We start from the raw sequence: 13,347 nt of genomic DNA, 5'->3' as shown, positions 1-13,347 counted from the left end.
TATGAATCAGAGATCCATACGGCCTTTCATTTGCTGCAATATTTTTTTTTCAAGTCGCGATACTTGTACCTGAGAAATCCCGAGCCGAATGGCAACTTCAGATTGTGTTTGATCCTTATAATATCTTAAATAGACAATAAGTCTTTCCCGTTCATCCAATTCACGGATAGCTTCCTTTAAGGCAATTTTATCAAACCATTTTCCATCATTACCGTCATCAATTTGGTCAAGTAATGTAATCGGGTCCCCGTCATTTTCATAAACGGTTTCATGAATGGAAGAAGGTGTCCTGCTTGCTTCTTGAGCAAGGATTACATCCTCCGGTGTCAGCTCAAGATGGGCTGATATCTCGTTAACGGTCGGAATTCTTCCCAGCGTTTTCGATAAATCATCCTTCGCTTTTCTGATTTTGTTTCCCATTTCTTTCAGTGAGCGGCTAACCTTAACGGTTCCATCGTCACGGATAAATCGCTGGATTTCACCAATAATCATTGGAACTGCATATGTCGAAAACTTTACATCATATGAAAGGTCAAATTTATCAACTGATTTTAATAATCCGATACAACCAATCTGGAATAGGTCATCAGGGTCATAGCCCCGATTAAGAAACCGTTGGACAACAGACCAGACCAGACGCATATTCTTTTCAACAATTAAATCCCTTGATACTTGGTCTCCGTCTTGGCTCTTTTTGATGAGCTCTTTTACTTCATGGTCCTTTAAATATGTTTGACCTTTATTGTTCTTAACCTCCACATCCATTGGCAAGTCTCCTTAATTGCAAAGCATTTTGCGGTTTTGTAAATGCTTTCGTAATCTAACCTCGGTTCCTCGACCTGGCTGTGAATGAACCTCTACCTCATCCATGAAATTCTCCATGATAGTAAAACCCATACCGGAACGTTCTAAGTCCGGCTTTGTTGTAAATAATGGCTGACGAGCTTCTTCCACATCTACAATTCCCATTCCAACATCTTTTATTGTCAGATCAATTAAACTATCTTCAATGATTACTTGAATATAGACAATTCCATTTGGATCATTTTCATAACCATGTATAATTGCATTAGTCACGGCTTCTGAAACGACTGTTTTAATTTCTGTCAACTCATCCATATTAGGATCTAGTTGTGCTATAAAAGCTGCAACAGTTACACGGGCAAAGGACTCATTTTGACTTAATGCACTGAATTGAAGATTCATTTCATTCTTCACTCAGGCCACCCCCAATCTTTGCAATGCAAATTCTTCTGTCGGTTCCATTTTTATGATTTTGAATAAACCAGACATATCGAATAATCTTTGTATTGCAGGGGAAATTGCACAAACCACCATTTCACCGTGCACCTGTTTAATTTGTTTGTATCTGCCTAATATAACTCCTAAGCCTGAACTGTCCATAAATGCAAGATGTTCCAGATTTAAGACAATATGACGAATATCATTTTTTTCAATAACTGCTATCGCTTTTTCGCGAAGTTCATCCGCGGTGTGGTGATCTAATTCACCGCTTAAACGAATACATAGAACGTCATGTTTTGTTTCCATATTAATATTAAGACTCACTATCCACGTCCTCCTTAATCTGGTATAGTGAGTCAATTCTCTTTACGGGTGTTAATATCCTTCTCCAAATACAAAACAAGTTGTTTTTCGCTAAAAGAAGTGACATATCTAGTTATTTCGACATCGAAAACCCGGAAGTGTCTTTATTTACCCGCCTTTGTAAACATACCGAAGGAACGTTTATATAGGGGTCCACCATCCAGCTTCTTTTACATTTTTATTTGCTAATAAAGGACTTTCTAGAAACACTTCTCCGTCCTTAATCAACTTTATGGTCCCTACTTTATCACCTTTATGAATTGGGGCATTAAGATTTTTATTGATAATCACCTTACGTTTTACATCCGCTGTTTTTTCGCCCTTTTTAGTCAGCAAGGAAATTGGCTCACTTGTTACAGCCTCCACAGACTTTTCCTGTCCTTTGCTTATTCTCACTTGGGCAATTGTCTGGTTACGTTTATACATAGGATGTGTTTGATATTGGTTGAAAGCATAGTTAAGCATTTTAGTTACTTGGGCATTTCTTTCCTTGGATGTGGGCGCGCCAAACACCACTGCAATTACGCGCATGCCGTTCTTTTGAGCTGTTGCCGTTAAGCAGTACTTCGCTTCTGCAGTAAAGCCGGTTTTGAGTCCATCCACACCAGGATAAAAGCGCACCAATTTATTGGTATTAACAAGCCAGAATTTTTTGTCTGTATTTTCACGAAGATATGCTTCATACATCCCGGTGAATTTCGTAATGTCTTCATATTTTAATAGTTCCTTCGCCATAATAGCCATATCACTTGCAGTGCTGAAATGACCACTGACCGGTAGTCCCGTCGTATTTTTAAAGTAAGTATGTTTTAAGCCAAGTTCTTTGGCCTTATCATTCATCATATCAACAAATGCTTCTTCTGACCCTGCAATTCTCTCAGCCATAGCAACAGAAGCATCATTTCCAGAACCAATAGCAATTCCTCTTAACATTTCCTTGGTGGTCATTTCTTCGCCAGCTTCAAGAAAAATTTGTGAACCGCCCATCGAGGCAGCATACTCACTTGCTCTGACTTTTTCATTCCAAGTAAGTTTTCCTTGATCGATTGACTCCATAATTAAAAGCATCGTCATAATTTTGGTCATACTTGCAGGTGGAAGCTCTTCATTACTGTTTTTCTCATAAAGCACTTTACCTGTATCACGTTCAATTAAAATAGCGGATTTTACATTGTTGACGATATCAGCATTCTTCTTTTCTTCAGCATTCTTTTTTTCTTCAGCTGCAAAAGCAGATGTACTCATTAAACTTGTAAGTAAAAAAAATGTCACTATCGCAGAGACAAATCGTTTCATTCGCATAACCCTCCATTCTTTATAGCATCCATTTTTTCCAAAATTAATAACTTTATACAATTATTCCCTACTGAAGAAAATAAAAATAGGGTGTCAGGCACCATGTGAATTTTTCACATGGTGCCTGACACCCTTTAACCTGTTTTATTCTGTTATTTCTTCATGGACAAGGATTGGTGCGTTTATTTTTGTTGCTGAAATTTTAATATTATGATATAGCCTAGTTTTTACTTCTTCTACATTTTCGAAGTTGCTGTAAATCGTTACTAATGACTCGCCTTTTTTGACTTGGTCACCAATTTTCTTTCTTAAGACAAGGCCCACTGCTAAATCAATAACAGATTCCTTCGTTGCTCGTCCAGCTCCAAGGATCATCGCCGCTGTACCAACTTCATCTGCAACAATTTCGGATACATTGCCCTCTTCTTTGGCTTCAAGTTCAAAGGTATACTTTGCTTGAGGCATTTTTGAAGGGTCATCAACAATTGATGCATCCCCACCTTGTGAGCTTAAAAATACTTTTAATTTTTCAAGTGCTGATCCGTCCTTTATGACACCTTCAAGCAGGGTGCGTGCTTCTGCTAATGAGCCAGCCTTTTCTGCTAAGTAAACCATGTGACTGCCTAGGGTTAAACAAAGCTCTGTTAAGTCTTCAGGACCTTCCCCCTTTAAAGTATCAATCGCTTCTTTTACTTCAAGGGCGTTACCAATCGCAAAACCAAGTGGTTGACTCATGTCAGAAATAACAGCCATTGTTCTTCTTCCAACATTGTTCCCAATTCGCACCATTGCTTTTGCCAATTCCCGAGAATCATCAAGTGTCTTCATAAATGCACCCGCGCCGGTTTTGACATCAAGAACTATGGCATCTGCACCCGCTGCTATCTTTTTACTCATGATAGAACTTGCGATTAGTGGAATGCTATCAACAGTTGCTGTAACATCACGTAAAGCATAAAGTTTCTTATCTGCAGGAGTTAAATTTCCACTTTGACCAATGACAGCAATTTTATTTTTATTAACAAGGTCGATAAATTCTTCATTTTCAATTTCAACATGGAAGCCTTTTACTGCTTCTAATTTATCAATTGTTCCTCCGGTATGGCCTAAGCCCCGCCCCGACATTTTTGCCACAGGTACCCCAAGTGCAGCAACCAGAGGTCCAAGAACTAGGGTAGTTGTGTCGCCTACACCGCCAGTAGAATGTTTATCAACTTTAATTCCCTCAATTTGTGATAAATCAATTTGATCTCCTGATTCAACCATGGCCATGGTCAAATCGGCTCTTTCCTGTTCCGTCATCCCTTTGAAAAAGATAGCCATCGTTAAGGCGCTAACTTGGTAATCTGGAATCGAACCATCGGTATATCCTTTAATAATAAAATTTATTTCTTCAGTTGATAGTTCCTGTCCATCTCTTTTCTTCTCTATTAAGTCAACCATTCTCATTATAATCACCACTTTACGAAATTTTCCTATAACAGAATTTATCTCACACCGCTAACCGGGCGCTTCCGCTTTGTTATTAAGCGATCGTTTTTACAATTTCTTTTATATATTGAAGAAAGTCAGCTTTCACTCTTTCTGTTGTTTCAATAACTTCATCATGGGTAAGTGGTTGATCAAGAATTCCTGCTGCCATGTTCGAAATACAAGAAATTCCAAGAACCTTCATACCACTGTGACGGGCAACGATTACTTCTGGTACAGTCGACATTCCGACTGCATCTCCGCCCAAAGTGCGCACCATTCGTATTTCAGCAGGCGTTTCATAAACAGGCCCAGGGTTTCCGAAATAGACGCCCTCTTTTACCTTGATATTTAAGCGGTCGGCAATTTCCCTTGCTACAGCACGTAATTCTTTCGTATATGCCTCAGACATATCAGGGAAGCGGACACCAAACTTGGAATCATTCGGTCCGATTAATGGATTTGTTCCCATATAATTAATGTGATCGGATATTATCATTAAATCCCCTGCAGAGAAGGTTTCATTCACTCCGCCCGCTGCATTGGTTACGATTAACATTTCAACTCCAAGTTCTTTCATGACGCGCACGGGAAAGGTTACTTTTTCCATACTATATCCTTCATAGAAATGGAATCTTCCTTGCATGGCAACAACCTCTACTCCACTTAATAAACCAAACACTAATTGTCCAGCGTGACCTTCAACAGTAGAAATTGGGAAGTCAGGTATCTGATTATATGGAATTTTTACAGGGTTCTCAATTTCATCCGCTAGGACACCGAGGCCAGATCCTAAAATAAGACCAATTCTGGGCGTATTCTCATATTTTTGTTTTAAAAATCCTGCAGCATTTTGAATTTTATCAGCATTCATTTTTATACCCCTTTTGAATTTAATTCGTTTAAAAAACTTTTTCCGAAGTTAGGTAGTTTCACATTGAAGTTTTCAGCAACAGTTGCCCCAAGGTCCGCAAAGGTCTCTCTGATTGGGAGCTCTTTCCCTTCGTTCATACGCTTTGAATAAACAAGTAAAGGTACGTATTCACGAGTATGGTCAGTTCCTGGTGCAACAGGGTCATTTCCATGGTCTGCAGTAATCATTAATAGGTCGTCTTCTTTCATTTTTGCAAACACTTCTGGCAGGCGTGCATCATATTCTTCCAGTGCTTTTCCATAGCCTTCTGGGTCACGGCGGTGTCCGTATAATGCATCAAAGTCAACTAAATTTAAGAAACTAATACCTGTAAAATCCATATCCAATGTTTCTACTAGTTTATCCATTCCATCCATATTAGAGACTGTTCTAAGTGATTGAGTTACGCCTTCTCCATCATATATATCGGAAATTTTTCCGATCGCAATAACATCAAGACCAGCATCTTTTAATTCACTCATTACTGTACGGTCAAAAGGTTTTAATGCATAGTCATGACGGTTAGAAGTACGTTTAAAATTTCCAGGTTCCCCCAAGAAAGGTCTAGCAATGACACGGCCAACCATATACTTCTCATCAAGAGTCAATTCACGAGCGATTTTACAGATTTTATATTGCTCTTCAATTGGGATAATTTCTTCATGGGCAGCAATCTGAAGGACAGAATCTGCAGAAGTATAGACGATCAATGCTCCTGTTTTCAAATGCTCTTCGCCCAACTCAACGAGGATTTCAGTTCCGCTAGCGGGCTTATTGCCAATAATTTTTCTGCCTGTGCGTTTTTCTAACTCTGAAAGAAGCTCATCCGGAAAACCCTCTGGGAATACACGAAAAGGGGTTTGAATATTCAGGCCCATAATTTCCCAGTGACCTGTCATGGTATCTTTTCCGTTAGAGGCCTCCATCATTTTTGTATAATATGCTAATGGTTTTTCTGCTTTTTCAATTCCTTTAATTTCACGGATATTGCTTAAACCCAACTTGCCCATATTTGGCATGTTCAGACCATTCATTCTTTCCGCTATATGACCAAAAGTATCTGCACCCTTATCACCAAACTTTTCCGCATCCGGGGCTTCGCCAATACCAACCGAGTCCATTACGATAATAAAAATACGTTTATATGTATTTGCAGCCATTCAATTCTTCCTCCTTTTTCCGTAGAAAACGTTTGCAAATATTAACATTACACAAGAATAAGTTGCCCTCTTTAGTTTAGTATTATTAAATCTAATCTAAATCTATTCGTCAGAAGTCTGACATCTCTATTGTACTAAATGTTTTAAAAATTACAAGGAAAAAGCCACCGAATTTCAGGCAGCTTTTTGACAATTATATGATTTTTATAGAACTCTCATTCTATTAAGCTCGAGGATGAAATTTACTATAGACGTCTTTTAACTTTGTTTTTGAAACATGTGTATATATTTGTGTGGTTGAGATATCTGCATGACCTAACATTTCTTGGACTGCTCGTAAATCAGCACCATTTTCTAACAAATGCGTTGCAAAAGAATGGCGAAGGGTATGTGGTGTTAGTTCTTTATCTATTCCGGCTTCTCTAGCAAGCTTTTTCAATATTTTCCAAAACCCTTGGCGTGTTAGCTGCTTCCCTTGATGGTTTAAAAACAAAGCATGATCTTGTTGCTTTGCTGATGTAAACCGAGGTCTTCCATCTTCCAGGTAATGTTTTATGGCATCAGCTGCAGCACGTCCAATGGGAATAATTCGTTCTTTATTCCCGTTACAACGAACAAACCCCATCGTTAACTGAATATTATCAATCTCAAGACCTATTAGTTCACTAACACGGATACCTGTAGCATATAGCAGTTCAAGCATCGCCTTGTCCCTTATTCCAAAATGATCTTGTGTATTAGGTGTGTCCAGCAGGATTTCTACTTCTTGTAAACTCAATACATTGGGCAGTGATCTTTCCAGTCTAGGTGTTTCTATTTGAACAGATGGGTCTTGATCTGTTGCCTTGGCCCTTAATAAAAATTGATGAAATGCACGGACAGAGGCGATGTGCCGTGCCAAGGTTTTCGAGGATTTCCCCTGTTCTTTTAGAAATCTTAAAAAGTGGACAATATGTACACGTTGTACATCATTTAAAGAATGGACGGATTCGACATTTATCAAATAATGAAGATAGCTTTTTAAATCTCGCTCATACGCCATAATTGTGTTTTGGGCTGAACCTTTTTCAACGATTAAATAATCCATAAAATCCTTTAATTGCTCGTCCATCGTATTTACTCCCCATTTAAATAAAACAACATCAGCCGATCTAACAAGGAAGAATCCTCCTCATACACTGCGTTCGAAACTTTTAGCGCAGCTCCTTCCGGTTCATCATAGCGATGATAATTTTGATATTCTTCATTCACCAACATGATACCATAATAGAAAAGAATCGTGCACCCTGTGAATATGATAAAGACCTTTAAGGTTTTTAATGCTGCTTTTAAAAATAAGATCATCCCGCTTCCCCCCAATTTCCAATCATCTAGTAAAATGTATGCCAAAATAGATAAATTTTATACCTAGTCATTGGTAATATAGGGGAAGTTCTTTTTTAATCTGTTAAACTTGGATGTTGATTTCCGCTCCAATCAACATGGCTCTAAAATCAACAATGACCTTTAACATAGCCTTTTACTAAAAAGAAAAAAGCCCTTTTCAAGGAGCTTTCATTGGTTAATCAGCTTTTTCTTCCTCTTTATCTTTATCCTGGCATCGGTAACAGATCCCATGAAAAGTGAGGCGATGATCTTTTATTTTAAAATTCCATTTGCGTTCCACAATTGCTTCTACATCTTCAAGTAAATCCTCTTGAATTTCATCAACGGCACCACATTCAATACAAACAAGATGATGATGAAAATGGGCTGCACCTTCCTGGCGAAGGTCATAGCGAGAAACCCCATCCCCAAAATTTATTTTATCAACAATTTTTAATTCCGTTAATAATTCCAACGTCCGATAAACAGTTGCTAAACCAATTTCAGGCGATTTTTCTTTCACGAGGAGGTATACATCTTCCGCACTTAAATGATCCTCTTCATTTTCCAATAAAACTCGAACGGTTGCCTCACGCTGAGGTGTTAGTTTATAGCTTGCTGAATGCAACTGTTTCTTAATTCTTTCAATTCTAGTTTCCATCCTGCAGTCCCTCCCTCGCCACTGTTAATTCTCATTATAACAGATGACAATTGAGAATCAAAATAAAATTATTATAAACTACAATAAACAATATTCTATATTAAGTATTATATAATAATTACTTTAAAATGGTTGAACTAATGATGGTTTTCATTAACCAAGGCGAAAGATAGGCCTCTATCCCAGATGCTGCAGCTATAAATATTACCGCTACAATCAAGGTTAAAATATAACTTTTAAAAAAAGGAAGGATTGGCTGGGCATATTTTTTCATAAACTGCTTTTTGATCATTCGAAGTGAGAAAATCACTGATAATGCTGCCATCATTATGAATACAGGAATAATAATCAGATTCTGAGGCAAAATCGAAACAAAGGCGAGCATAAAGCCCTGCCAGCCCATTTGACTGACTAGAAAACCCACGGTAAACCCAACTACCATTCCTTTAATAAATAATAGAATAAGTATCACTGGAAGACCGATGATTGAAATTCCTAGTATCCACATGAGCCCAATAAACTTACTATTATGGAAAAGGCTTTGCAGGAATAAATCATTATCTTCTGCTTCTTTTCCGCTCGAGACTTGACCAAAAAATTGTGATAAATAATAGAATAAATCTTCCTTCTGAGTAATGCTCATACTGTTTACAACAATTGCCCCAAAGATTACTCCCATTAAAAATAAGACAACAATAAACAAAAAAATTGAGGAATGCTCACGGAAATAACTAGCGGCATCGGACTGGTACAATCGTTTTTTCATTTGCGTATCCTCCTACTATTCTCAGTTCAGTTAATACATTGTATGCCAGTCTAGTATATCTATTCCCACATTTTAATAGATTACATAATAAAACCCGATAGCTTTATGCTACCGGGGTTCATCTTTTTTTAGTCTGAAATTTTTCCGTATTTCCCACCGCCGCCGGCTGCTAGATTTACTTTACCCGCTCTTGCTTTTAGGATAAGGTCAGCGATCCTTTCCGGGACAACCTCTTTCAATCCTTCATAGGGTACATCATGCAAAATCGCCATTTCACTCCCAAAATGATCAACCAGCTTCTCAAGTAAGCGAGGTCCTAAGCCAGGGATAAATTCCAGCGGGACTTGATGGATATAGGGCGGACGGTCTTCTGGACCTTGTTCAGCCGTTTTCAGTTCAAGGATTCTGTCAGCTACACCTTTAACAATTTTCTTATTTCCACATTGTGTACATATTTGATCCTCTTCAGCAGCAGGATGATGGCATTCTGCACAAACTGTTTTATGGTATTTACCGAGCAATGGATCAAGACCATAATTTGCGATAATTTTACGTCCATCTTCCTTCTTTAATGCTTTCTGCAACTCTAAAAATGTTGGTTCCTTCATGGCAATGACTTGGTATTCACGGGCTATTTTTGCAAGCGAATGGGCATCAGAATTCGTAACAAATGTATAGTCATGTAATTCCTTTATTTGATCCGCCATAGTCGTATCAGAACTTAATCCAAGCTCAATTGCGTCAATCAATTCCGGGTCCAATACCTCAGTAAGTGACTGATTGACTCCTTTTCCATACAAACTTTTAAAAGGCGTGAAAACATGAGCAGGAATGAAGATTCCACCTAACTCTTTTACCTTCTTTTGTAAAACAAGACCCGTTGCATAGATCCGTTGTGAGCTCAGTTGAATATTTTTCAAGTGACCTGACAGCCACGAGGAGAACTCTCTCATGATGGAAAGACTTGAAAAAAACATAAGCAGGTGGATTGGGCCGTTAGATTGTTCGTCATAAATCTCCAATTCAGAACCGGGAATAACCGTTAAATCACCAAACACTAACCCACCGTCCGGATGTTCCACTACATCTCCACTTTGGATAAGACTTTCCATTTCAAGGATGACTTCAGGCGAATGGCTATCGATGATCCCAACCATATTAAGTCCCTTTTCGTGTCGTGCATGCTCAATGATATTCGTAAACGTTAGAGACTTGGCACCGGTGATTTTTACCGGCTTCCCTGTCCAGGTACGTCCAATGTGTATATGTAAATCTACATAGTAGCGATTCATTTATTTTTCAACGCCTCTTGCAATTGTAAGTATTGAACAGCAAAAATCGTTTTGGCATCATATATTTTTTGTTCTTTTACATATTGAGCTGCTTCTTCCAGAGTTAATTCCTCTAGATTAACAAACTCATCCTCATCAAGTGCTGCTGCATTTTCTTTTTTGCTTAGTCCTGTCGCAACATAGACATGAACGATTTCATCGGCAAATCCTGGCGAGGTGTAAAAAGAAGTAAGCCATTCAAGGCTCTCGCACTCATAGCCTGTCTCTTCCTCCAGTTCACGGCGAGCACAAAGCTCAGGCTCTTCCCCTTTTTCCAGCTTTCCGGCGGGAATTTCAACAATGGTTCGTTCCAGTGCTTTCCGATATTGTTCAACCATTACTACTTTCTTGTTGTCGGTAATGGCTAAAATAGCGACAGCCCCGGGATGTTTAATGATCTCCCGTTTCGATTGTTTCCCGTTCGGAAGCTCTACATCCTGTAAATGAAGACTGATTACTTTTCCTGAGAAAATTTCTTCACTATGAAGTGTTTTTTCTTCGAGATTGCTCATATGGGTCACTCCTGTTCTATTCCTTTAATCTGCTCATACATCTTACCATACTTTATTTGGAGGGGGATGGAATGAAGGTGTACGTTCATGATAAAGGAATCATTCTTGTTGGAAAAGGATGGGAAATACTTCAGAAACTAAAAGAATACAACAAAGATTATTTCACCGTTTCCGAATGGATTGAAAAGGTGAATCAAAAATAAAGTCTTTCGATTGTAGTCTGTCCTTTTCTTTTATAAAATTGTAGAAAAAAGGACGGGGTGAGTTTTTGAAAAAGAGAAGACTAGGAAATTCGGATTTGTATGTATCGGAACTAGGACTTGGTTGTATGTCGATTGGAACCGAGGAGAAAACCGCTAGAAAGATTATTGAAGCCTCACTTGAGGAAGGGATCAATTATTTTGATACGGCTGATTTATATGATTTTGGTGAAAATGAAAAAATAGTTGGGACAGCATTGAAGGAAGTCCGTGAAAATGTCATTATTGCAACAAAGGTTGGGAATCGCTGGAGTCAAGATCAGAAGGGATGGTCATGGGATCCCTCGAAGTCCTATATAAAGGAAGAAGTCAAACAAAGTCTTAACCGACTGGGTACCGACTATATCGATCTTTATCAGCTGCACGGCGGGACCATCAATGATCCAATTGAGGAAACAATAGAAGCGTTCGAAGAATTAAAAGCAGAAGGCTATATTCGCTACTATGGCATTTCCTCTATTCGCCCAAATGTAATACGGGAATATGTTAACAAGTCTAGTATCGTATCTGTGATGATGCAATACAGTATCTTAGACCGCCGCCCTGAGGAAGAAGCCTTGCCACTTCTTCAGGAACATGGGCTTAGCGTTGTGACCCGCGGACCGCTCGCAAAAGGTCTTTTAAGTGATAAAATGATTGAGAAGGTAACTGAGAAGGGGTATCAAGACTACAGCTTAACCGAGTTGAATGACGTCTTGCCGTTGTTAAAGGAAAAGGTAGCAGCCACACGCTCTTTTACAGAGATAGCCCTTCAGTATAATCTGGCCCATCCTGTTGTAGCCTCTGTTGTTGCCGGGGCCAGTAGTCCTGAACAAATTAGGAGTAATGCGAAAGCAGTCAGAAGTCAGCCGCTTTCTGAGGAGGAAGTTTCAGTAATTAGAGAGTTAACGAAGGCTGGCATTTATAAAGAACATCGTTAAAAGGAGAGCGTTCGTACGCCCTCCTTTTTATATTATTTTTATTTAAACTCCTTCCAGTTCATGCCGCTCTCATTTAATAGTTCTGCAAAAGATTTGTTTTTTTCTTTTAATCGTCTTTCTTCTCTCTTTCTTAGCTCTTCGTCTTCTTTTCTTTTTTCTTCTGCTGCTTTAAGCTGTTCTTGTTGTTCTTTTAGTTGCTTGAATAAATTAGGGTTGATCATATCGCCAAGCGTTACCGCTGAATCATCTTTTTTGGGTTTCGATTGATTTTTTTGTTTAGATTGCTTTTTCATTCAGAACGCCTCCATCATCAAAATTTCATTTATATTATACCATGTCACCAAGCATCGCCCATATAAAAAAGCAGGCTATGCTTAATCATAGTCAGCCTGCTCTTACTTGTTATTTTTAATAAGCTTCAAGTACCACGTTTTCGTCCACAAACAATGTGGCTTCAGTAGAATTGACAACATCCTCAATCGTATACCCTTTAGCAACTTCTACAAGCCTCAGCCCTGAATCTTTTACATCCATAACAGCGCGCTCAGTGATAATTCGGTTGACTACCCCTTTACCCGTTAAAGGAAGCGTGCACTGTTTCAATATTTTGGATTCACCCTTTTTATTCACATGCTCCATAATAACAATTATTTTTTGGGCACCATGAACGAGATCCATTGCGCCACCCATTCCTTTTATCATCTTTCCAGGGATCATCCAGTTAGCTAAGTCACCGGTTTCAGATACTTCCATTCCACCGAGTATCGCTAAGTTGACATGCCCGCCGCGAATCATCGCAAACGATTCGGCGCTATCGAAATAGGCTGCACCACTAATTGCCGTAACGGTCTCTTTACCGGCATTGATTAAATCGGGGTCCACATCATCCGCATCTGGGTAGGGTCCGATGCCAAGAAGACCATTTTCAGACTGCAAGACAACCTGTTTATTTGCTGACATAAAATTAGCAACAAGGGTTGGCATACCTATGCCTAGATTTACATAAAATCCGTTTTCTATTTCCTTCTCAGCCCTTATCGCAATTCTCTCTCTAACGGAGACAATTTCATTCACCATTACGCTCT

Annotated in this window: 16 protein-coding genes and 1 pseudogene; 2 read left to right on the top strand and 15 right to left on the bottom strand. The window is 38.8% G+C overall.

Annotated features, from left to right (window positions below):
* Positions 1 to 6: 6 nt before the first annotated feature.
* From sigF to QF028_RS05245, 13 genes and pseudogenes are all read right to left on the bottom strand, one after another.
* Positions 7 to 765: an RNA polymerase sporulation sigma factor SigF gene (gene sigF / locus QF028_RS05305; protein WP_215005076.1), complete on the bottom strand. Its 759-nt coding sequence runs from the start codon at positions 763 to 765 to the stop codon at positions 7 to 9.
* A gap of 12 nt (positions 766 to 777) precedes the next feature.
* Positions 778 to 1,218 (bottom strand): anti-sigma F factor, encoded by a 441-nt coding sequence (gene spoIIAB, locus QF028_RS05300; protein WP_088088858.1) that lies wholly within the window; start codon positions 1,216 to 1,218, stop codon positions 778 to 780.
* Positions 1,219 to 1,569: an anti-sigma F factor antagonist gene (gene spoIIAA, locus QF028_RS05295; RefSeq protein WP_168244969.1), complete on the bottom strand. Its 351-nt coding sequence runs from the start codon at positions 1,567 to 1,569 to the stop codon at positions 1,219 to 1,221.
* Positions 1,570 to 1,712: 143 nt separating this feature from the next.
* Positions 1,713 to 2,904 (bottom strand): annotated as a pseudogene (locus QF028_RS05290) (D-alanyl-D-alanine carboxypeptidase family protein).
* A 144-nt stretch (positions 2,905 to 3,048) separates the two neighbouring features.
* Positions 3,049 to 4,353, bottom strand: coding sequence for a pyrimidine-nucleoside phosphorylase (locus QF028_RS05285; RefSeq protein WP_429464436.1), 1,305 nt, complete (start codon positions 4,351 to 4,353; stop codon positions 3,049 to 3,051).
* Positions 4,354 to 4,429: 76 nt separating this feature from the next.
* The gene (locus QF028_RS05280; RefSeq protein WP_429464435.1) at positions 4,430 to 5,248 is read right to left on the bottom strand and encodes a purine-nucleoside phosphorylase; all 819 of its coding nucleotides are present in this window, start codon (positions 5,246 to 5,248) and stop codon (positions 4,430 to 4,432) included.
* A gap of 2 nt (positions 5,249 to 5,250) precedes the next feature.
* A complete protein-coding gene (gene deoB / locus QF028_RS05275) occupies positions 5,251 to 6,447 on the bottom strand; it encodes a phosphopentomutase (protein ID WP_429464434.1) in 1,197 nt (398 codons plus the stop codon).
* Positions 6,448 to 6,670: 223 nt separating this feature from the next.
* The gene (gene xerD / locus QF028_RS05270) at positions 6,671 to 7,558 is read right to left on the bottom strand and encodes a site-specific tyrosine recombinase XerD (protein WP_429464433.1); all 888 of its coding nucleotides are present in this window, start codon (positions 7,556 to 7,558) and stop codon (positions 6,671 to 6,673) included.
* Positions 7,559 to 7,563: 5 nt separating this feature from the next.
* A complete protein-coding gene (locus QF028_RS05265) occupies positions 7,564 to 7,791 on the bottom strand; it encodes a YqzK family protein (protein WP_088088865.1) in 228 nt (75 codons plus the stop codon).
* A 217-nt stretch (positions 7,792 to 8,008) separates the two neighbouring features.
* A complete protein-coding gene (locus tag QF028_RS05260) occupies positions 8,009 to 8,473 on the bottom strand; it encodes a Fur family transcriptional regulator (protein WP_429464432.1) in 465 nt (154 codons plus the stop codon).
* Between the two features lie 118 nt (positions 8,474 to 8,591).
* Positions 8,592 to 9,239, bottom strand: coding sequence for a stage II sporulation protein M (gene spoIIM / locus QF028_RS05255; protein WP_214718897.1), 648 nt, complete (start codon positions 9,237 to 9,239; stop codon positions 8,592 to 8,594).
* A gap of 128 nt (positions 9,240 to 9,367) precedes the next feature.
* Positions 9,368 to 10,531 (bottom strand): endonuclease Q family protein, encoded by a 1,164-nt coding sequence (locus QF028_RS05250; protein WP_429464431.1) that lies wholly within the window; start codon positions 10,529 to 10,531, stop codon positions 9,368 to 9,370.
* Positions 10,528 to 11,082: an NUDIX hydrolase gene (locus QF028_RS05245; RefSeq protein WP_215018677.1), complete on the bottom strand. Its 555-nt coding sequence runs from the start codon at positions 11,080 to 11,082 to the stop codon at positions 10,528 to 10,530. Before QF028_RS05245 ends, QF028_RS05250 begins: the two co-directional genes overlap by 4 nt.
* Positions 11,083 to 11,153: 71 nt before the next feature.
* Between QF028_RS05245 and mciZ the strand changes: the two genes are divergently transcribed.
* Both mciZ and QF028_RS05235 read left to right on the top strand, forming a co-directional pair.
* Positions 11,154 to 11,285 carry a Z-ring formation inhibitor MciZ gene (mciZ, locus tag QF028_RS05240; protein ID WP_088088870.1) on the top strand — a complete coding sequence of 44 codons (132 nt, stop codon included), beginning with the start codon at positions 11,154 to 11,156 and terminating at the stop codon, positions 11,283 to 11,285.
* Positions 11,286 to 11,350: 65 nt separating this feature from the next.
* Positions 11,351 to 12,262 (top strand): aldo/keto reductase, encoded by a 912-nt coding sequence (locus tag QF028_RS05235; RefSeq protein WP_429464430.1) that lies wholly within the window; start codon positions 11,351 to 11,353, stop codon positions 12,260 to 12,262.
* A gap of 38 nt (positions 12,263 to 12,300) precedes the next feature.
* Here the strand turns inward: QF028_RS05235 and QF028_RS05230 are convergent, their stop codons facing one another.
* Together QF028_RS05230 and QF028_RS05225 are read right to left on the bottom strand one after the other, a co-directional pair.
* On the bottom strand, positions 12,301 to 12,555 hold the full coding sequence (locus QF028_RS05230; protein ID WP_168244981.1) for a YqkE family protein: 255 nt from the start codon (positions 12,553 to 12,555) through the stop codon (positions 12,301 to 12,303).
* 115 nt (positions 12,556 to 12,670) lie between these two features.
* Positions 12,671 to 13,339: a 3-oxoacid CoA-transferase subunit B gene (locus QF028_RS05225; protein WP_215005112.1), complete on the bottom strand. Its 669-nt coding sequence runs from the start codon at positions 13,337 to 13,339 to the stop codon at positions 12,671 to 12,673.
* Between the last annotated feature and the right edge of the window lie 8 nt (positions 13,340 to 13,347).

This window comes from Neobacillus sp. B4I6 (assembly GCF_050434045.1).
In the GTDB taxonomy this organism is placed as follows: Bacteria; Bacillota; Bacilli; order Bacillales; family Cytobacillaceae; genus Neobacillus.
Note: the sequence above shows the minus strand (reverse complement) of the source record. Positions and strands in the feature narration are given on the sequence as shown.